Below are 20,807 nucleotides of genomic sequence, written 5' to 3'. Positions count from 1 at the left end.
TGTGTTGAACTGGGTGTGTTGGCAGGAAAGCGAGGACGGGAATGGAAATCAGGTTGATCGGTGCGCCGCTGCAGATCGGGGCCGGGCAATTGGGATGCGAGATGGGCCCCAGCGCCTATCGCGTCGCAGGGCTGGCACACGCTCTCGAAGAACTGGGGCATCGGGTCGTCGATACCGGCAATGTGACGCCCGCGCCGTTGCGAGAATTTTGCCATCCCAACCCGGCGGTGCATCATCTGGCTGAAACCGTGGCCTGGACGGAGGCGCTGACGGAGGCTGCCTATCGTGAAAGCGCCGGCGCTGTGCCGATCTTCCTCGGCGGCGATCATGCGATTTCTGCGGGGACGGTCGCCGGCATGGCGCGCCGGGTGGCAGAGAGCGGTCGGCCATTCTTCGTGCTCTGGCTCGATGCCCATACCGATTACCACACGCTGGAAACGACGCGCAGCGGCAATCTGCACGGCACGCCGGTTGCCTATTTCAGCGGGCGAAAGGGGTTTGAGGGTTATTTCCCGCCGCTTTCCCATGCGGTTCCTGAAGACAATATCGGCATGATCGGCATCCGCAGCGTTGATCCGGCCGAAAGGGCCGCACTGGAAGAGAGCGGCATCACCGTTCACGACATGCGTTCGATAGACGAACACGGCGTTGCCGTTCTCCTGCGTCAATTTTTGGCGCGGGTTCAGGCGGCAAACGGGCTTTTGCATGTCAGTCTCGATGTCGATTTTCTTGAGCCGTCCATCGCGCCGGCCGTCGGCACCACGGTTCCGGGTGGCGCGACGTTCCGCGAGGCGCATCTCGTCATGGAAATGCTGCATGATAGCGGGCTGGTCTGCAGTCTTGATCTCGTGGAGCTCAACCCGTTTCTCGACGAGCGCGGCAGAACCGCGACCCTGATGGTCGATCTTGCCGCCAGCCTGCTGGGCAAGCGGGTCATGGACCGCCCGACACGGGCCGGCTGAAAGGGGTGATGTGATGACCGTGATACCGAACCTCAATATCGTGCCCTTCGTCAGCGTCGATCAGATGATGAAACTCGTGCTGCGCGTGGGTATCGATACGTTCCTGCGCGAGCTTGCCGATGTGGTGGAAGAGGATTTCCGCCGCTGGGAAAGCTTCGACAAGACGCCGCGCATCGCCTCGCATTCGAAGGAAGGTGTCATCGAACTGATGCCGACCAGCGATGGCACGCTTTACGGCTTCAAATATGTCAACGGCCATCCGAAGAACATGAGAGAAGGCCGCCAGACCGTGACGGCCTTCGGCGTGCTTTCCGATGTCGGCAATGGTTATCCGCTGCTTCTGACCGAGATGACGATCCTGACGGCGCTGCGCACCGCCGCAACATCAGCCGTCGCGGCGAAATATCTCGCCCGCAAAAATTCCCGCTCCATGGCCATCATCGGCAATGGCGCGCAGAGCGAATTCCAGGCGCGCGCTTTCAAGGCGATTCTTGGCATCGACACGTTGCGCCTTTTCGATATCGACCGGTCCGCCAGTGAAAAATGCGCCCGTAATCTCGCCGGGCAGGGTTTTGCCATCAAGATCTGCGAGAGCGCGCAGGAAGCGGTCGAAGGGGCTGACATCATCACAACAGTTACCGCTGACAAGCAATATGCGACGATCCTGACCGACAACATGGTCGGGCCCGGCATTCACATCAACGCCGTCGGCGGCGATTGCCCCGGCAAGACGGAATTGCATCGGGACATCCTTTTGCGATCGGATATTTTCGTGGAATATCCACCGCAGACGCGCATTGAAGGTGAAATCCAGCAATTGCCGGCGGATTATCCCATTACCGAGCTCTGGCAGGTCATTGCCGGCGCAAGGGAGGGACGGGCAAGCGACAGGCAGATCACGCTGTTCGACAGCGTTGGTTTCGCGACCGAAGATTTTTCGGCTTTGCGTTACGTGCGTTCAAAACTGCCATCCACGGGCCTTTATACGGAGCTTGATCTGCTGGCCGATCCGGATGAGCCGCGTGATCTGTTTGGGATGCTTCTGCGTTGTGAGGCGGCTCTCGTCTGATCGATCTCGCCGGGCGTGAGGCTCAGGCTTGGCGGCGGCTCCTCCTGGCAACCACATGTTCCCGCCAGATGGTGAAAAGGCCGGCGGCAATAACGATCGCCGCACCGATCACCATGTTTGATGTCACGACCTCGCCATAGATGGTGACGCCGATGATGGAGACGAGCACCAGCTGGTAATAGGAAAAGGGTTGCACCGAGGCGGCATCCGCCAGTTCGAATGCTTTTATCAGGCAATAATGGCCGCTCATGCCGGTAATGCAGAGCGCCAGCATCCATCCCCAATCCTGCGGAGCGAGGTTGACCCAATAAAACGGGCCGACCAGCGTCAGCGCCGCCGCACCGGCCACGCCGGTATAGAAGAAGCTGGTCATCGCTGAATCGCTCTTGCTGCCGAGGCGGGTCAGGACACTGTAGAGCGCCAGCATGAAGGCGGCCACGAAGGTGATGATCAGCTTGTTGTCGAAGCCTTCGCCATCCGGCTTGAGGATGACGAGAACGCCGATGAAGCCGACAAAAATGGCGCACCAGCGTCGCCAGCCCACATGTTCTCCCAGCAACGGCGTGGACAATGCCGCAACGATCAGCGGCGCGGAGGCGAGGATGGAATGGCTGTGCGCCAGCCCGACGACGGCGAAGGAGAAGATGGAAAAAACGATCTGCACGGCAAGAAGCACACCGCGGCCGATTTGCAGCCAGGGACGGTTGGCCATGACGGCGCCCCTGATGCCGCCGGCGGATTTTGCAGCCATCAGCAGAACAAAAACGGCAAAGGCCCAGTATCGCAGCATGGCCACGAAGACCGGCGGATAGGCGCTGCCCAGATGCTTCGAAATGCCATCCTGCGCCGCAAAGATCGTGAAAGCGACAAGCGCATAAACAAAGCCGGTCCTGGGTGATGGCATGAAAAAACCGCTATCCGACTGCCGCCGGCAAAAGAGTATTCGGGGTGAATGAGGTGGGTAACAGCCATATGTTATGGCCGTACCTTGTCAGACAACCTTATTTTCCGAATAGCTGCCATGCAAGTCCGGAAGCTGCCTTCTCAAAGGTCAATTGCTGGAATGTAATTTTGCGATGCTCTCCCCCTCATCCCTGTGCTTGTCACAGGGATCCAGCCAGTCCAAGTCCTTGGACTGAAAGCGGTCCTCCCGCCGCGCAGACGCGCGTCGGCTGGTTCCTGTGACGAGCACAGGAATGAGGGCGGTGGGTGCGCCAGCCTATTGTGATATCTGAGAGGTGCGACGCGCTGCAGGTTGACGTGGAGCTTGGATGATGTGGGCCTGCTGCCGAAGGCCTTGGGACAGGCACGGCTGTCCGCCGTCAACAATTGCGCGGCGGACAGAGGGTTCAGCAAGACGCACAGCGTCCCGATTGTGGCTTCAGCCGATCTTTACGGCCGCCTTCGAGGCGGTGGATTTCAGCGCGGCGTCGGCCAGCTTCAGCGCGACCAGCCCGTCCTTGATGGAAGGCGAGGGCGCGACATTGTTTTCGATGCTGTCGATGAAGGCGGTGATTTCCGCAGCATAGGCCGCCGTGTAACGCGTCATGAAGAAGTCATGCAGCGGCGGGCGGGTGTAACCTTCCGCATTGGCGATTTCGATGGAAACCGGGCGCTGGTTTTCGGCCGCTGCCGAACCGAGCGAGCCGTGCACTTCGATGCGCTGGTCGTAACCATAGGTCGCGCGGCGAGAGTTCGAAATGACCGCCTGCCTGCCGCTTTTCGTCGTCAGGATGATGCTGGCGCTGTCAAAATCACCCAGCGCACCGATCTCCGGATTGACGAGAACCGAACCGGTTGCAAACACGCTTTCCACTTCCTCGCCGAGCAGGAAGCGGGCCATATCGAAATCATGAATGGTCATGTCGCGGAAGATACCGCCGGAGACCTTGATATATTCGGCCGGCGGCGGGCCGGGGTCGCGGCTGGTGATGGTCACCATTTCCACCTTGCCGATGCGGCCATCTTCGATGACCTTGTGAACGGCCTGGAAATGCGGGTCGAAACGGCGGTTGAAACCGAGCATCACCTTCGCACCGGTTTCCTCAACCACCTTCGCGCAGGCTTCCGCGCGGGCAACATCGAGATCGACGGGCTTTTCGCAGAAGATCGCCTTGCCGGCCCGGGCGAAACGCTCGATCAGGTCGGCATGGGTGTTGGTCGGCGTGCAGATGATGACGGCATCGATCGTCTTGTCGGCCAGAACCTCATCGATCGTGCTGACCTTGCACTGCGCTTCGCGGGCGATTGCTTCCGCAGCACCGGCCATGGCGTCCACAACGGCCACCAGCTGCGCACGGCTGTCGGTGGTGATCGCCTTGGCGTGGACCTTGCCGATCCGTCCAGCGCCGAGCAGTGCCAATTTCGTAACCATCTTTCCTCCGGTTTCTCACACCCGCCCTTCACTCCCGGAAAGACAGAATATGAATGCAAGCAATGTTTCGATATGGAATATATGTTCTATTTTGCTAGATCGACATCGCAGATGTGTCAAGCGTTTTGAGAGGGGACGGAACAGCGGAAACGGCATCGCCGAAAAGGCGCCCGCAACAAAGCGTCACCTCCGTCAGAAGGAGCCGTGCGGGGTGGAGCAAGGTGGGTGAAGGCGACCCGTTCAGTCGGAGATTATGTTCGTCTCTGGCGGAAGCGCGTAAACCTCGACCGGGGTTTCCAGTCCGCGCAGCAGCCATGGGCCGAGATTTTCGAGCTTTTCCTGATGTCCTGCCATGCGGACGAATTCTTCGGAGAAAAGCACGTTGCGCCCGGTCTCCTTGGTCAGTGTTTCCAGCCGCGAGGCGATGTTGACGGCGGGGCCGATGACGGTGAAATCGAGGCGGGTTTTCGAACCGATATTGCCGTACATGACATCACCGACATGCACGCCGATGCCGTAACCCAGGGAATCGTGGCCCTTCCGGCGATTGATTTCATTGAGCGCAACGAGGCTCTTCTGCGCGCTGGCGATGGCTTTCAACAGGTTTTCGCAGGCCTTGGGATCGCTGAGCGGGAAAATCGCCAGCAATCCGTCGCCCATGAATTTCAGAATTTCGCCGCCGAATTCCTCGATGGGATCGCACATGGCGTCGAAATAACCGTTCAGAAGCTCGATGACATCGTCGCGCGGCCAGAGGTCGGAAATATGGGTGAAGTTGCGCAGGTCGCAGATCAGGATCGCCGCGCCCACCGTCATGCCGCTGCCGCGCGTCGTTGCGCCATTGAGGATCTTTTCACCCGCATGCGGCCCTACATAGGTCTCCAGCAGGGTGCGCGTCATGCGGTTTTTCAGGCGTATTTCGCTGACCAGCGCGAGCGCCGGTAGCAGGTTTTTCAAGGCGAGGATTTCACTGTCGGAAAAACCGCCGGGCCGGTCACTGGAGAATGTGGCGACATGGCGCTTGCCAAAGGTGTGTTCGATCGGCCAGGCGCAATAATCCGTCAGCCCTTCGGCCCGCAGATCTTCGTAGATCGTATAGCCGGGTTCATCGATCTCCTCTCCGTTCAGCCGGTGGCGAACTTCGGTGGCGCCCTGATGAATGTCGTTGATGGGGCTGTTGAGATATTCGGGCGTATTTTCAGACCCATAGCCATAGGTGGCGATCTCGGCGGAGGACAGGCCGGCTTTCCACAGGATGCGCGCGCCAAGCCATTGCGGATGGCGAATGCGGAAAGCGAGCACGCCCCGCGCCACGGAAATTCCGCTCGCCCGCAGCCTGCTGCAGAGCTCGACGAATATCTCGTCGATAAAGCGTTCGTCCTTGGTGCCGGTGATGAGCCAGTCGAGAATTTCCGTCTTTTCCGCTGGCCACAATTCATCCAGTGCTGAAGAAACGCGTTCTTCGGTGTCGAGACTTAGTGTCATGGCAGGATTCCGGAGGTTGTTGCTGCTCTCGCACGGGCAGGGCACATGTCGAACTCGGCCGAACATGGTCGCTCGTGAACCCCATGTGGTGCCGGATAACGAAAATGTTAAGAGAGGGGCGTGGAAAATGTTCCGGAAGGGATTGGCGGCATCAGGCCACGCGCGCCGCCCGGATGTTCCCGGGAACATTGTCCCCCGGCGGCGCTGAGATTTTTGGTGATCGCTAGAAGGATCAGATAACGGTTTCGACGGGAATATGCAGTGCGGCGGCAACGCGCCTGATGCGCAGCGGATCGCTGTCCGTGCCGTCTTCCAGGGCGCGTATTTCGCTGGTGGTCAGGCCGCAGGTCACGGCAAGCTGTTCGACCGTATATCCGGCGAGATTGCGAGCGGTGAGGACTTTTTTGGCGAAAGGAGCATCGGTTTCGTGATCGGAATCGGGTTGTGAGACTGAAATTGTCATTTGCATCTCCCTGATGGTGGACACTTAAATGCGGGCGGCAAAGAAAAGTTGCCGGGCCGAATGCGACCGCGTTGCCGGAGAAGAAATCGGTGTTGCAACGCAGCGAGGAACATAGCGGCTTCATCCACCTACGCAATAGTTAAATTTTGTTAAGATTCGTGATCGCTGCATTCCTGCGGCGCGTCTTGCCGGGAAAAGGCCGAAAAAATGCCGTTTTTCGGGGTTTCCGCGGGGGTTAGGGCGGCTTTCGCTACAGCATGCCCCAGGCGCGAAACCGGCCACGACCCGTCACTTCCCGTAATTCCAGCTGGTTGGCGAGGCCGATCGCGCCCTGCGGCGTGGTGCCGAGTTCCTTGACGATCATCGCCGCCGAGACCACCGGCCGGGAGACGACAAGCTCCACGAGTTCAGGCAAACGCGAGGAGGAACGCCGGCCGGCCAGCTTGCGCATCATGCGCTCGCGCGCGTGGGTCAGCCGGTCATGTTCCTTCATGCCGGCCTGTGCCGCTTCGTAGAAGCTGTCGAGAAGGGCGATAAGGCGCTGCGTCTGGTGTCTCGCGTGCCGGCGCTCGCGTGGGATCGCGCGAAGACCGGCGCTCAGCGCCGGCAGGTGATCGGGCGTGACGGCGCCGTCGCGCAGAAAAGCGGAGGCCAGAAGCCGGCCGAGCCAGGGGCTGCGTTGCAGCACCTCGATCATGTTCCAGGCGTCGAGCAGGATGGCGGTGCGAAGAATTGCGGGTAATTCCTCTGTGCGTGCATGCACCTCCCACCATTCTTTCAGTCTTTCATCCTCGTCCCAGTCGGGTTCGTTGATGATCGCATGGCTTTCCTCCCGGTGCATCGTCGGAAGCGCGTTGCCGGTGGTAATCGCATCGAGCGTTGCGGCGCTGCGCGCCAGAAGCGCGTCCAGCTCGGAAAAAGCGCCATCCAGCGATGTTTCCCCCTCCACGTCGGCTTCTTCATCAAGGGAGTGATCGAGCGTTTGTCCGGGGGGCGCTGCCTCTTCGGCAAGCGCGGCCCTGCCGCGGAGCCTCGAAAGACCCGGTGCGGTAAAGGCCCAGCCGGCGGCATTGGAAAAGATCAGCCGCCTTGAACGGAGAATCCGGTGTGCCGCCGTCATTTCATGGGTCGGTGCGCGCACATCCATATGCGCGTCATGCAGCACCAGATCTTCCATATGGACGAGTTCGCCGTCCACCCACATAGAGGAAATGGCGTCGGTGAAATCCTGCCTTTCGATGAAGCCGTGTTTCATCGGTGACCGGGCGATCCGCTCGTCCAGCCGCGCCAGCGCCTCGCCGGCACGGGCGGCGGCAATGAGGAGCTTTTCGATCTGGATGTCCGATATATCGTAAATCATTGATATTTTTTAGTTTGAGCGCGGGCGGCTTACAAGGCGGATCACAGTCGCGGCGCTTTTTACTTTCTCGGTGTCTACCCAAAATCCCGACGAGAAGACCGGTGGTTAAAGGTCGGGAGCCACGAGGGTCTTGGAAGCCCTGACTGTTTCCTCGGCAATATTGCGATGCGGTATAAACTTGCGCACTGCAATATGACGGGTATATACCCCCACCGAGAGCGACAAATTATCACACCTTCCGTTCGCCCTTCCATCTCCAGACGAAGATGAATTGGAGTTTACCCGTGAATATTATGGCAAATGGTCCTGCCACGGCACCGGACCAGAAAACCCGTTTGAAATCCATTATCGGCGGATCGGCGGGCAACCTCGTCGAATGGTACGACTGGTACGTCTATTCGGCCTTCACCCTTTATTTCGCGCCGGTGTTTTTCCCTTCCGGAAACCAGACCGCCGAACTCCTGAGTGCGGCCGCCGTTTTTGCTGTCGGATTTCTGATGCGGCCCATCGGGGCCTGGTTCATGGGCACCTATGCCGACCGCAAGGGCCGCAAGGCCGGCCTGACACTGTCAGTCACGCTGATGTGTCTCGGCTCGCTGCTGATCGCAATCACGCCCGGCCATGAGACGATCGGCATTGCCGCACCGGCCATTCTGGTTTTCGCCCGCCTTCTGCAGGGTATCAGCGTTGGTGGCGAATATGGCGCGAGCGCGACCTATCTCAGCGAAATGGCCGGAAAGAACCGCCGCGGTTTCTTCTCCAGTTTCCAGTATGTGACACTGATTTCCGGTCAGCTTCTGGCGCTGGCGGTGCTTTTGGTGCTGCAGCGGGCCTTGACACCGGAGCAGCTTGGCTCCTGGGGCTGGCGCATTCCCTTCTTCATCGGCGGCATCCTGGCGATCGCGGTGTTCTATATCCGCCGTGGCCTTGCCGAGACGCAGTCCTTCGAAAACGCCAAGAGCGGAGCCGCCGACAAGCCGAAATCCAGCGGATGGGCGCTGTTCAAGCACTATCCGAGGGAAGCGCTGATGGTGATGGCGCTGACATCAGGCGGCACGCTCGCCTTTTATGCCTATACGACCTATCTGCAGAAGTTCCTCGTCAACACGTCAGGTTTCAGCAAGGAAAGCGCCACCGAAATTACCACGGCTGCGCTCTTCGTCTTCATGCTGTGCCAGCCGATTGCCGGCGCGCTTTCGGACAAGATCGGCCGCAAGCCGCTGATGGTGGGCTTCGGCATTCTTGGCACGCTGTTCACCTACGCAATCTTCAGCACGCTTTCGACGACGACCGATCCGATCATGGCTTTCGCCCTCGTGCTGGTCGGTCTGTTGATCGTTACCGGCTACACTTCCATCAATGCGGTGGTGAAGGCGGAAATGTTCCCCGCCCATATCCGCGCGCTTGGCGTGGCTCTGCCCTATGCGCTGGCAAACACCATATTCGGCGGAACGGCGGAATTCGTGGCCCTGAAGTTCAAGCAGATCGGCCACGAAAACTGGTTCTTCTGGTATGTGACGATCATGATCGCGTTGTCGCTGGTGGTTTATGTGAAGATGCGCGATACGCGCGATCACAGCCATATCCACGAGGATTGAGCCCCTCCGCTCTATCCGAACCGATAAAAGCTCCGCCTTCCCGGCGGGGTTTTTGTTTTCAGCGCATTCAGGCGGCTTCGACCGGAAGAACGATGCGGGCCTCAAAACCGTCCTGCCGGCCCGGCGCCGGAGAGGAAAGCACCAGCTCTCCGCCGGTCTGCTCCACCAGGCTTTTGACGATGGCAAGGCCGAGCCCGGTGCCATCAGCCGAGGTCTGGCCTCGGGTAAAACGCGTCGTCAGCTTGGGTAGGAGCGCCCCGTCGATTGCCGGGCCGGAATTCACGACGCGGATCGTGCCGTCTGTTTCGGCGACGACCTGCACGGGGCTTTCCGGCGGGCTGTGGATCAGCGCGTTTTCGAGGAGGTTGCGGATGATGATGCCGAAGGCATCCGCGCCTATCTTGCAGGATAGGCCGCCTTCACAGCGATTGGTGAAGCGGATGCGGGATGAGCCGATTGCCGTTCTCATCATATCGTCGATGACGAGTTCGAGAACGGGAATGAGATCGTTCGCCTTGTCGGTAACCCCGATCCTTGCTTCCGCCCGCGACATCTGAAGCAGTTTTTCGGCGAGATGGCCGAGATGCTGCAGGGATTTTTCGATATTTTCCACGCGCGGCGCCAGTTCCGGCGGGATGTCGGCATGGAGCCGCTGCGCCTGCGCCAAGGCACCGGCAATCGGCGTGCGCAATTCATGGGCGCTGTTGGCGGTGAATTCCCGTTCCGCCTCGATTGCCGATCGCAACCGCCCGAGCAGCAGATTGACCGAACGGGCGATGGGATGAAGTTCGGCCGGAAAGGGCTGTGTTGGCAGCGGTGCGAGATTGCCTCCATCCTTCTTGCCGATGTCGTCGCGCAGGGTCTGTATCGGTCGCAATGTCCTGCGCACCACGACGATGACGGCGAAAATGCTGGCGGGAATGAGGATGAGAACGGGAAGCAGCAGCGCGGTGCCCGCCTCTTCGATCGCCTCGCGGCGATTGGCGAAGGCATCGGCGACCTGCAGGAAATAATTGCCGTCCGGTGTCGCAACCGTAAAGATGCGCTGGGTCGCGGTTTCGGAAAAACCGGGTTCGAGCGAGACCTCGAAAGGCTCCGTCGAACTGTCATGCGAATGCAGCACCACCTGTCCTTCCCGGTCGCGAACCTGATAGGTCAGATACTCCGCCCGTTCCGACGTCTGGTTGAGCTTTTGCGCGGCAGGCGCGGTATTGTTTTCCCTGAGGTCGTCCACCAGCAGGGGCAGCAGCCTTTCGGCGGTTTCCTTAACACCGGCGTCGAAAATCTCGGCGAATTCGTCCTGCATCACCATGACGCCCAATCCGCAGGCGAGAAGCCAGGATATGGCGACAACGCTCGTCAGCGCTGTGACGAGTTTGCGGGTCATGCTGGTCGGTCTGGCCATATCTGCCTGCCTGCCGTTCTTACCTGATGGTGTAGCCGACGCCGCGCACGGTCTCGACGCGGTCATGGCCGATTTTCTTGCGCAGCCGGCTGATATAGACCTCGACCGTGTTGCTTTCTATTTCCGCGCCGAATTCGTAAAGCGTGTCGTGCAATTGCGCTTTCGAGACGACCGCGCCGGGATGTTCGACGAGTTTTTCGAGCACGGCCCATTCCCGGGCGCTCAGCGTCTGCGCCGTTCCGTCAACGGTGATATTGCGCGCCACCTGGTTGATCTCGATGCCGGGCAGGCGGATGACGGGGGCCGAGCGCCCTTCGTAACGGCGCGAGACCGCCAGCATGCGCGCTGAAAGCTCGTTGAGATCGAAGGGCTTGACCAGATAGTCGTCGGCCCCGGCATTCAGCCCGGCAATCCGGTCGGAGACCTGATCATGGGCCGTCAGAATGATGACAGGTGTCGCGTCGTCGCGCCTGCGCAGGGTTTGCAGAAGGGTGATGCCTTCGCCATCCGGCAGGCGCATGTCGAGCAGGATCAGGCCATAACCCATGGTCAGCGTCGCCGCCATGGCGTCACCCAGCGTCTTGAACCAGTCGACAGCGTGACCCGCCGCGGCGACATGGTCTCGCAGCGCTTCCCCCAGCACATGATCGTCTTCAACAAGCAGAACCCGCAAGACAGCTCCCTCTATCGCTTCGTCCTGCGTATCTCTTTCTCCGGATAAGCGTCAAGCACGGTGTTTCAGCTGTTCTGGCGCTTGGTGCAGCCGCCGAATACATCGAGCGAGGGATCGTAGACCGAAGTGGAGACGTTCATCATTCCAAGGATGCTGTGGAAATAATTGTCGTGCGAGCGCCCGCCCTCTGCCGCGCTTTTTGCCAGGCAGGCTTTATCCAGCCCCATGGATCTGGCGAAATCGTCATCGAACCAGACGAGAAACGGCACATGGGTCTGCTGGTCGGGCGCAAGCAGATAGGGCGCACCATGCAGGTAGACGCCGTTTTCGCCAAGCGATTCGCCGTGGTCGGACGCATAGATCATGCCCGTCGCCAGCCTGTCGGAACGGGCCTTCAGCTTGTCGATCACGGTCGAAAGGAAGTGGTCGGTATAAAGAAGCGTGTTGTCGTAGGAGTTGACAATCTCCGCATCGGAGCAGTTGCCAAGCTCGGCCGTGCGGCAATCCGGGGTGAATTTGCGGAACTCGTCGGTGTAGCGCAGATAATAGGTCGGCCCATGGCTGCCCATCTGGTGCAGCACGATGACGCTGTCCTTGGTGACGTTGTTGAGCCAGGCGTCGAGCTTGTCGAAGAAGATGTCGTCGCGGCATTCCCCGCCAGTGCAGAAGCGGCTGTCATTGGTCGAGGGCAGATCGAAATAAGGGATGCGGTCGGCCACGTTCTTGCTGCCGGTATTGTTATCCAGCCATGTCGCGCTGACCCCGGCATGGACGAGAACATCCATGACGTTTTCATTGGCGAGCGCCTTGTTGTGACTATATTGCGAACGCGGGAACTTCGAGAACATGCAGGGAATGGAAATTGCCGTCGCAGTGCCGCAACTGGTCGTGTTCGGAAAATAGATCACGCCGCGTTTTGCGAGTTCGGGATTGGTATCGCGCCCATAACCGTTCAGGGAAAAGTTCGCGGCCCGCGCCGTCTCACCCGCCACGATGACGGTGATGCGGGGTTTGCGGACGCCGCCCAATGAAGGCAGAATTTTCGCATCCCTGCCGACCGGGCTGACCTGAATATCGACTTCCTTGCCGGCCAGCGTGAAATAATGAATGGCCGACATGATCGGCGACAGGGGATTGACGCTTTTGACGATATCCTTGTGCTGGCGCACGGCCGTGGTGAAGGTCTTGGAATTGGCGAAGCTGATGATGCCGGCGATGGAAAGACAGATCAGGATGCTGATCGTGTTCCACAAAAGCTTGTCGAGGATCTGCCGGTGTCTGATGCGGACGGCGATGATGACGAGGGACGGCACCAGTCCGTAAATCGCCATATGCCAGAGAAAGCCGGGCGTGATGAGATTGCCTGCCTCCGCCTGTGTCGTCTCCATGGCGTTGCGGATCATGTCGCTGTCGATGACGATGCCGTAACGATCCATGAACCAGGAAGCGGCCGCCGCGGCGAAGACCAGGACGATCAAAAACGGCTTGATGGTATATTTGGCGGAAAAAATGATGATCAGCGCGCTGAGAAGGGCGGCCATGGCGACATAAAGCGCGACGATGGCAACCGGATAGGCGGAAAGATAGGTGTGAACCTTCGACCAGAATGTCCGGTTCGTGAAAAACAGCAGATAGGCCGCCGTCAGCAGGCTGAGCGGCACGCTGCCGATCTCCGGACGATACGTTATTGTTCCCGTCGCTTTCGCGGTAAAAAGAGCCACTGCCAGATCCACCAGATTTCCGATAGGCCGGCGGCAACGAAAAAGGGGCGGGAACGCCGCTGTCCAAGCTGCCGCATGGGCCGATCAATGGCGGATGCTTCATTTTGCTGACATCAACCTGAAAGCTTGTCATGAAAGTGTCACACTCCTTGGTGGATGTCTGGCGGGGGCCGCGTTTCAGATCGATGATCGGCTGGCGATGGAGCGCTCAATTGAGCCCCAGAATGCCTGTGGCGGTGGTGCGGGTTGCAAATATGCGGGTGGCCCTGACCGGCAGCAGGCTGCCTGCGGGCAGGTTCTGGAAGGTCACCGTCGCGCCGGAAAGCAGGGTCAGGCAGAGATGACCACCATTGCCCACATAGATGGCCCGCGTGGGGGAAGGAAGCGGGTTCGTATCATCAGGAACAACCTCGAAAGCATGGGATGCCGGGGATTCGAGGCCTGCGGCGTGGTGTTCGTAAGTCTCAGCCATTGCTGTCTCCCGTAAATCGAAATCTGCCGCGATTATGCGGTACGCCGCGGCCGCGGGGAAAAGCGGGAACAGAAAATGTCCGTACGGGATTTAGGCCTTGCTTCCGGTTTGCCGAAAAGAGCGCCATTCTTTCCGCAATCTCATGTAGTTGCATCGCCCGGCCTGTTGCCGCCGATGCTGCGTAAACGGACGATGACGGGTTTTTTCGTCCACGGGTACTGTCGCGTCAATTGCGGGTATGGAGAATGAAGGCCCTGACGGCGGGAGAGGCTTCCGTTTTCCGGTGGGCGATGGCGAGGTCCGAAGTCGTGGCGCTCGCTGCAAGCGGCACGTAGCGCACGCCCGGCAACCGCAGACAATCGAGCGAGCGCGGCACCAGCGCCACACCGAGGCCGATCGCCACCATGCTGGTAATGGTGGTGTAATCCCGGCCTTCCGGGCTGATCGTCGGCTGGAACCCGGCCTCATTGCAGGCTTCTATCGTATTGTAATGAAAGCCGACATCCGGCGGCTGCCGCGGCGTGATGAAGGTCTCGTCGGCAAGGTTCTTGAGGTCGACCTGCAGCGCAAAGGCCAGGGGATGGTTTTCAGGAAGTGCGGCCACCAGCGGTTCGCGCAGAACCACATGGGTTGTGACGCCTTCCGGAACGGGCGCAGGCGGGCGGATGAAGGCGAAATCCAGGTTGCCGTCGGCGATCTTGGCGAGCTGCAGCCGCATTTCCATCTCGATGAGCTGCAATTCCACGTCGGGATGGGAGGCGCGGAAACTGGCGATGGACTGGATCATCAGGCCGGAATAGGCGGCCGAAGCGACATAACCGATTGAGATGCGGCCCGTCTCGCCGCGATCGACGCGTTTGAGCGCCGCAAGTGTCGCCTCGGCATTGGCGAGAATTTTGCGGGCGTCCTCATAAAGAAGCTGGCCGGGCGTGGTGAGCTTCACCGATCGCCTTGTCCGGTCAAGCAACGGCATGCCGACGATCTGCTCGAGCGCCATGATCTGCTGGCTCAAACCCGGCTGGGCAATGCCGAGGCGGGCGGCGGCGCGCTCGAAATTTCGCTCATCCACCAGCGTGGTGAAATAGCGCAGGTGCCGCAGCTCGAACGCGTCCGCCCGGTTTGCCGGTTTCCTGCCCATCATCACGGCCTTTCCTGACGGATTTGAATAATTCCAAGCTATTATCCGTGAGAATTTTCATAATCAGTAGTTCTGAAAAAATCCAGTTTCACTTATTGGATCACAATCCGCTCCTTGCGTAATAAGATGACTTAAATTCTCCAGAAAAATAACCGTCTCATGGCGGCGCGGTTGATGAAGGGTCTTGGCGTGCAGGGAAAATCTAAACACATTTCCATTCTGGCGGGCGGTTGCGCTGCCATCGCCTATGTGGCGTTCGTGACCTCCGGCGTTGCCCTTGCGCAGGAAGCCGGAACGACGGTGCTGCAGACCATCACCGTGGACGGCGCGAAAAATCAGGACCCCAAGGCGCCGGTGAAGGGCTATGTGGCAAAAACCAGCGCCAGCGCCACCAAGACGGGGCGATCCCTCATCGAGACGCCGCAATCGGTTTCCGTCATCACCAGGGATCAGATGGATGCGCAGAATATCCGTAATCTCAGCGAGGCGCTGAATTATGTGCCTGGCGTCGTCGCGCAGCCGTTTGGGGCGGATCCACGTTTCGATGCGCCGCGCATTCGCGGCTTTCAGGGTAACCAGCTGCAGTTCCTCAACAGTCTGCGGCTGATGCGCACGGCCGGTGCGCCGTCTTATGAGGTCTACGGTCTGGAGCGGGTGGAAGTCATTCGCGGGCCGGCCTCGGTGCTTTACGGTCAGGGTAATCCCGGCGGTCTCATCAATCTCATCAGCAAGCGGCCGACTTTCGAGCGTTTCGGCGAAGTCGGAGCGCAGATCGGCAGCTTCGATTATTACCAGTCGATGTTCGATATTGGTGGGCCGGTCGCGGATAGCGACAGTTTTGCCTATCGCCTCACCGGCCTTGCCCGCAACGCCCATCTTCAGACGGACAATCTGCAGAATGACCGTTATTTCATCGCCCCGGCGCTGACATGGCAGCCCGACGAGGATACGAAACTGACGGTTCTCGCCTCCTATCAGCACGACAATCCGAGTTCACCGTCTGGTCTGCCGCCGGCGCTGACCTATCTGAGACCAGGCAACATGCTGGATCGCAGCTTTTATGTCGGCGATCCCTCTTTCGATACCTCAAGCCGCAAGTTCACCAATATCGGCTATGAGTTCGAGCACCGTTTCGACGAGACCTTCACCTTCCGGCAGAATGCGCGTTATTCCAATTTCGACTGGTCCTACCGGGCGCTCGGCATGTCTTCGACCAGCGGCGGCATGATCGGCAATCTCATCCGCCGCAATGCGACGTTCCAGGATGAATTGCTGAACACCTTCAACATCGACAACAGCCTGCAGGCGGAGTTCTCCACGGGACCAGTCGACCACACCCTGCTTGTCGGGCTGGATTACCGCTATTTCGACAATAACGTCAAAACCGAATTCTGGGCCGCGACGCCGCTCAATCCCGTCAATCCTGTTTATGGCGGGCCGATCAGTCTCACCTCGCGCACGCTTTATGCCGATGTGAAGACGGATATTTCCCAGATCGGTCTTTATGCGCAGGACGAGATGGCCTTTGAGAACTGGCGGGTCACCGCCGGTCTGCGGCAGGATTGGGCAAGCACCGGCGGCACGACGTTCAACGGAACGACCTACCGCGCGCTCGACAAGGACGATCACAAGCTGACGGGCCGTGTCGGCGTCAGTTACCTCTTCGATGGCGGCATCGCGCCCTATGTCAGTTATGCCACCTCCTTCGAGCCGGTGCCGCAGCCGGCTGTCGGCGATGCGCCCAAGCCGACCACAGGCGAACAATGGGAAGCCGGCGTCAAATACCAGCCCGAGGGTTTTGACGGTTTCTTCTCGGCGGCGATCTACGATCTGAAACAAAAGAACGTCACGACGACGGTGGGCGGGGTAACGCAGCAGATGGACGAGGCGCATGTGAGGGGCCTCGAACTGGAAGGCGTCGCAAGCCTTGCAGACGGGCTCGACCTGCGGGCGGCCTATACCTACATGGACAGCGAGGTCTCCGGCCGTGTGAACAACGGCAAGGAACTGGATAGCACGCCCCGGCACGCCGCCAGCCTCTGGCTGGATTATACCTTCCCGGAAGATACGGCGCTTGAGGGCTTCGGTATCGGCGGCGGTGTCCGTTATGTCGGAAAACGTTATGGCGATGCCGCCAATGCCTTCGAGATGAAGGGCCTCGCCCTGCTCGATCTCGGCGTGCATTACGAGAAGAACGGCTACCGCGCTTCGCTTCTGGTGCAAAACTTGACTGATAAAGAATATATTTCTAGTTGCTCCACTTTCGGATGCTATTACGGTGACGGCAGGACCGTTATGGGCAAGCTGACCTACCGTTGGTAACGCCATATCAAAGTGAAGCAGCAGGGGCATGACGCGTAAGGATCGATGGATTTCCCCCCTCTGGGGGCGGCGGGAATTTTTAAGCCTGCTCGCCGCCTCGGCTCTTGCGGGCAAGGCGCGGGCAGCAGTGACGCCGCGCATCGCCGCCATCGACTGGGCCATGCTGGAAACATCTGTGGCGCTCGGCGTCATGCCGGTGGCGGCGACGGAACTCATCCAGTTCCGGGCCGGCGCGGTCGAGCCTGATATCCCTGAAACTGTCGCCGATCTCGGCCTGCGCGGCGCTCCGAATTTCGAGCTTCTGCAGCTCACCCGGCCAGAGCTCATTCTGATTTCGCCTTTCTACACACGTTATACCGGCAGGCTGGAAGCGATCGCCCCCGTCTTTTCGCTGCCCTTTTACGTGAAGGGCGAGCCGCCTTTCGAAAAGGCGCTGGCGGCGGTCACCGCGCTTGGTGAAAAGCTCGGGCGGGCCGAAGAGGCGCGCAAGGTTCTGGGTGAAACGGAAGCGGCACTGCAAGCCATGCGGACCCGTCTTGCCGGTTTTTCCGCACGGCCGACCTATGTCATCAACATAGGCGACGCCCGGCATTTTCGTGCCTTTGGTGCGGATAGCATGTTCGGGGATGTTCTTGGCCGTCTGGGGCTGACCAATGCCTGGGTGGATCGGTCGCAATTCACCTTCGCGGCCCCGGTGCCGCTTGAAAACCTCGCCGCCTCATCCGATGCGCGCATCGTCATCGTCTCCGATATTCCGGTGGAGGCGCGGGAAACTCTGCGCAACAGCGCCATCTGGCGCGCGCTGCCTGCCGTGCGCGAAAATCGGGTGGTGACGCTTGCCAATGTCGGCCCCTATGGCGGCATCACCGCCGGCATGCGTTTCGCGAGGCTTCTGACCGAAGCGCTCTCGGCACGGGGAGAAGCCCTGTGATGGTGCGGCCTCTCCCGCTTTTCTTCGGGCTTTTGTTCATTCTGGCCTGCGGTCTTTCCCTGCATGCCGGGTTGCTGCGGCTGCCTTTCGGTGCGTGGCCCGGCCTGCCTTTTGATGCCGCCGCCATGTCGATGGATCAGGTCATCCTCGCTTTCAGCCTGATGCCGCGTGTGGCGGTCGCCATTCTGGCGGGCGCGATGCTGGGTCTCTCGGGCGCGCTTTTTCAGCAATTGCTGCGCAACCCGATCGCTGATCCCTCGACGCTCGGCATCTCGGCTGGCGCGCAACTGGCCATCGTCATCGCCACGCTGTTCTTTCCCTCGGTGCTGGATGGCAACCGCGCACTGGTGGCGCTTGCCGGCGCTGCCGCTGCCGCCGGTATTGTCTTCCTGCTTGGCTGGCGACGCTCCTTCGAACCGGTAACCATGGTGGTGGCAGGGCTCCTGGTCGGCATTACCGCCGCATCCGTTTCCGCGGCGCTGACGCTCGCGCAGGGCGAATATCTGATGTCGCTCGTGGTCTGGAATGGCGGCTCGCTCAGTCAGCAGGATTGGTCGAACGCCCTGTCTCTCACCTTTCAGCTTCTCGTGGGGCTTGTCCTGACGGGCCTGCTGGTTAGGCCGCTGACGGTTCTCGGTCTCGGCGATTCCGGCGCGCGATCGCTCGGCGTATCGCTGTTTTCGATCAGGCTCGCCGTCGCCGCCGTCGCCGTCATGCTGGCCGCCTTCGTCGCTTCGGCGGTTGGCCTCGTCAGCTTCATCGGCCTTGCGGCACCCGCGCTCACCCGGGCGCTTGGCGTGCGGCGCTCCTCTTCGGTGCTCTTCGTTTCCCCGCTTCTGGGCGGCCTGCTGCTCTGGTTCTGCGACGGTATCGTGCAACTTCTGGCAAACAAGACGGCGGAAGTTTTCCCGACCGGCGCGGTGACGGCCCTGATCGGCGGCCCGCTGCTTCTCTGGCTGCTGCCGAAAATCCGGCCGACCGACGTGCATCGCGGCGAAGGCGTCGATCTCGCGACAAGACGCGGGTTTACGGCCCTGCTGCCGATGCTCATCGTCATGGCCGCGCTGATCTTTGCAGCACTCGCCATCGGCAGGGGGCCTCAGGGCTGGACAATGCTGGGGGCGGGTGACCTGCAAAGCCTTCTGCCCTTCCGCTGGCCCCGGCTGATGGCGGCCATCGCCGCCGGCGGTCTTCTCGCCATGGCGGGTGCTCTTTTGCAGCGGCTCACCGGCAATCCGATGGCAAGCCCGGAGGTCATCGGCGTCAGCGGCGGCGCAGGCCTCGGTTTTGCCGCCGCCATCACGATTTTTCCGGCGGCCGGTCTGTTCGAGCTGTTTTGCGGCGCCGGCATCGGCTCGGCGGGCGTCATGATCCTCGTCCTGTTCTTTTCCGTGCGCCGGCATCTGGCGCCAGAAAAAATCCTGCTCGCCGGCATTGCTATCAGTTCGCTCTGCTCGGCGGTGCTTTCGGCGCTGCTTGCGATTGGTGACCAGCGGGCATGGCAGATTCTCGCCTGGCTCAGCGGCTCTGGTTCGACCGCGACACCGGCTTCGGCAATCTTTCTCGCCATTCTTTCCATCGTGCTTCTGGCGACTGCCCTGTCGGTGACGCGCTGGTTGACGATCCTGCCGCTTGGCCGGGATGTGCCGCTCTCGCTCGGGCTGCCGCTCGGCCTGGCGCGTATCGCCGTCATCGCGGTGGCGGGTATCGCCACGGGGGCCGCCTCGCTGCTCGTCGGTCCCTTGAGTTTCGTCGGGCTGATGGCGCCGCACATTGCGCTTCGCGCCGGCTTCACCACGCCGCGCGATCATCTGTTGGCTTCTTTCCTGTTCGGCGCGGTGCTGATGGCGCTTTCCGATCTCGGGGCGCGAACGGTGACCTTTCCCTATGAACTGCCGCTCGGGCTTTTTGCGGCTCTGGCCGGCGCGCCCTATCTGATCTGGCTTTCAGGCAGGCGCCAATGATTTATTTGAACATTTACGGAGATGAGAACCATGGGTGAGGCAGCACTTGCCGTCGATTACGACGATATCCCGCTTTTTTCTCTTGATGGCGTCACGATGGAAGTGCCGGGCAGGACATTGCTGCACCCACTGACGGCAAGTTTTGCGACCGGCAAGACCATCGGTCTGATCGGTCATAACGGTTCGGGAAAATCGACGCTGCTCAAGATTCTCGCACGCATTCAGGAACCGACGGCGGGCAAGGTCTCGTTCGAGGGAAAATCACTCGGCGCCTGGGGCAATCGCGAATTTGCGCGAAAGCTCGCCTATCTGCCGCAATATACGCCGGCTGCTTCCGGCATGCTGGCCAAGGAGCTGGTGGCGCTCGGCCGTTATCCCTGGCACGGGGCGCTCGGGCAATTTAGCAAGGCGGATCAGGAGAAGGTGGACGAGGCGATCGAGCTTACCGATACCATCGCCTTCCGCGACCGGCTGGTCGATACGCTTTCCGGCGGCGAGCGCCAGCGCGTGTGGCTTGCCATGCTGGTGGCCCAGAACGCTGAAAGCCTGCTTCTCGATGAACCCATCTCCGCACTCGACATGGCGCACCAGATCGAAGTGCTTTCGCTGGTTCAGAGACTGTCGCGCGAAAAGGGTCTTGGCGTCATCGTGGTGCTGCATGACGTCAACATGGCAGCACGCTTCTGCGATGAGATCGTTGCGCTTCATTCCGGCCAGCTTATCGCACGGGGAACGCCGCAGGAGATCATGACGCCGGAGACGTTGCAGCGCATCTATGGCGTTCGCATGGATGTCATGACCCATGCCGCCACCGGCTTTCCCGTCGCTCTGCCGCTTTGAGTTGTTGCAGCAAAACAACGGCCGGCAACG

At 60.3% G+C, this 20,807-nt stretch carries 17 protein-coding genes; 7 read left to right on the top strand and 10 right to left on the bottom strand.

Annotation, left to right across the window (positions count from 1 at the left end):
* Positions 1–41: 41 nt before the first annotated feature.
* Positions 42–962, top strand: a complete 921-nt coding sequence (gene rocF / locus QRN60_RS15420) for an arginase (RefSeq protein WP_080867059.1) — start codon at positions 42–44, stop codon at positions 960–962.
* Positions 963–975: 13 nt separating this feature from the next.
* A complete protein-coding gene (gene ocd / locus QRN60_RS15415) occupies positions 976–2,031 on the top strand; it encodes an ornithine cyclodeaminase (RefSeq protein WP_112295874.1) in 1,056 nt (351 codons plus the stop codon).
* Between the two features lie 22 nt (positions 2,032–2,053).
* On the opposite strand, the gene QRN60_RS15410 is transcribed toward ocd, so the two are convergent.
* The 5 genes from QRN60_RS15410 to QRN60_RS15390 form a co-directional block, all read right to left on the bottom strand.
* On the bottom strand, positions 2,054–2,935 hold the full coding sequence (locus QRN60_RS15410) for a DMT family transporter (protein ID WP_112295873.1): 882 nt from the start codon (positions 2,933–2,935) through the stop codon (positions 2,054–2,056).
* A gap of 477 nt (positions 2,936–3,412) precedes the next feature.
* On the bottom strand, positions 3,413–4,405 hold the full coding sequence (iolG, locus tag QRN60_RS15405; protein ID WP_112295872.1) for an inositol 2-dehydrogenase: 993 nt from the start codon (positions 4,403–4,405) through the stop codon (positions 3,413–3,415).
* Positions 4,406–4,645: 240 nt separating this feature from the next.
* Entirely contained in the window at positions 4,646–5,890 is a 1,245-nt protein-coding gene (locus QRN60_RS15400) for an adenylate/guanylate cyclase domain-containing protein (protein WP_003508438.1), read from the bottom strand.
* Positions 5,891–6,122: 232 nt separating this feature from the next.
* A complete protein-coding gene (locus QRN60_RS15395; protein ID WP_020809209.1) occupies positions 6,123–6,353 on the bottom strand; it encodes a helix-turn-helix domain-containing protein in 231 nt (76 codons plus the stop codon).
* A gap of 250 nt (positions 6,354–6,603) precedes the next feature.
* Entirely contained in the window at positions 6,604–7,713 is a 1,110-nt protein-coding gene (locus QRN60_RS15390) for an RHE_PE00001 family protein (protein WP_112295871.1), read from the bottom strand.
* Positions 7,714–8,006: 293 nt separating this feature from the next.
* Here QRN60_RS15390 and QRN60_RS15385 point away from each other — a divergent pair, with 293 nt between their 5' ends.
* A complete protein-coding gene (locus QRN60_RS15385) occupies positions 8,007–9,311 on the top strand; it encodes an MFS transporter (protein ID WP_065695327.1) in 1,305 nt (434 codons plus the stop codon).
* Positions 9,312–9,378: 67 nt separating this feature from the next.
* Here QRN60_RS15385 and QRN60_RS15380 read toward each other — a convergent pair whose 3' ends face one another.
* From QRN60_RS15380 to QRN60_RS15360, 5 genes are all read right to left on the bottom strand, one after another.
* Positions 9,379–10,716: a sensor histidine kinase gene (locus QRN60_RS15380; protein WP_112295870.1), complete on the bottom strand. Its 1,338-nt coding sequence runs from the start codon at positions 10,714–10,716 to the stop codon at positions 9,379–9,381.
* Positions 10,717–10,735: 19 nt separating this feature from the next.
* The gene (locus QRN60_RS15375; RefSeq protein WP_020809211.1) at positions 10,736–11,389 is read right to left on the bottom strand and encodes a response regulator; all 654 of its coding nucleotides are present in this window, start codon (positions 11,387–11,389) and stop codon (positions 10,736–10,738) included.
* Positions 11,390–11,454: 65 nt separating this feature from the next.
* Positions 11,455–13,122, bottom strand: coding sequence for a phosphoethanolamine transferase (locus QRN60_RS15370; RefSeq protein ID WP_112295869.1), 1,668 nt, complete (start codon positions 13,120–13,122; stop codon positions 11,455–11,457).
* A 196-nt stretch (positions 13,123–13,318) separates the two neighbouring features.
* Positions 13,319–13,582: a spike base protein, RCAP_Rcc01079 family gene (locus tag QRN60_RS15365; RefSeq protein ID WP_003508451.1), complete on the bottom strand. Its 264-nt coding sequence runs from the start codon at positions 13,580–13,582 to the stop codon at positions 13,319–13,321.
* A 226-nt stretch (positions 13,583–13,808) separates the two neighbouring features.
* Positions 13,809–14,723 carry a LysR family transcriptional regulator gene (locus tag QRN60_RS15360; RefSeq protein WP_004431656.1) on the bottom strand — a complete coding sequence of 305 codons (915 nt, stop codon included), beginning with the start codon at positions 14,721–14,723 and terminating at the stop codon, positions 13,809–13,811.
* A gap of 156 nt (positions 14,724–14,879) precedes the next feature.
* Between QRN60_RS15360 and QRN60_RS15355 the strand changes: the two genes are divergently transcribed.
* Genes QRN60_RS15355 through QRN60_RS15340 form a run of 4 tightly spaced genes read left to right on the top strand, consistent with a single transcriptional unit; the run spans position 14,880 to position 20,777 of the window.
* Positions 14,880–17,042: a TonB-dependent siderophore receptor gene (locus QRN60_RS15355; protein WP_162694844.1), complete on the top strand. Its 2,163-nt coding sequence runs from the start codon at positions 14,880–14,882 to the stop codon at positions 17,040–17,042.
* A gap of 28 nt (positions 17,043–17,070) precedes the next feature.
* Positions 17,071–17,973 (top strand): iron-siderophore ABC transporter substrate-binding protein, encoded by a 903-nt coding sequence (locus QRN60_RS15350; RefSeq protein ID WP_020809213.1) that lies wholly within the window; start codon positions 17,071–17,073, stop codon positions 17,971–17,973.
* Complete coding sequence (gene fhuB, locus QRN60_RS15345; protein ID WP_112294076.1) at positions 17,970–19,937, top strand: Fe(3+)-hydroxamate ABC transporter permease FhuB; 1,968 nt, start codon at positions 17,970–17,972, stop codon at positions 19,935–19,937. The genes QRN60_RS15350 and fhuB overlap by 4 nt, the downstream gene beginning before the upstream one ends.
* A gap of 30 nt (positions 19,938–19,967) precedes the next feature.
* Positions 19,968–20,777, top strand: coding sequence for an ATP-binding cassette domain-containing protein (locus QRN60_RS15340; RefSeq protein ID WP_112295868.1), 810 nt, complete (start codon positions 19,968–19,970; stop codon positions 20,775–20,777).
* Positions 20,778–20,807 lie beyond the last annotated feature (30 nt).

Origin of the sequence: Agrobacterium sp. CFBP2214 (assembly GCF_030209895.1) — a bacterium.
In the GTDB taxonomy this organism is placed as follows: Bacteria; Pseudomonadota; Alphaproteobacteria; order Rhizobiales; family Rhizobiaceae; genus Agrobacterium; species Agrobacterium radiobacter.
The sequence above is the reverse complement of the archived record's forward strand: the minus strand, read 5'-3'. Positions and strand labels throughout refer to the sequence as shown.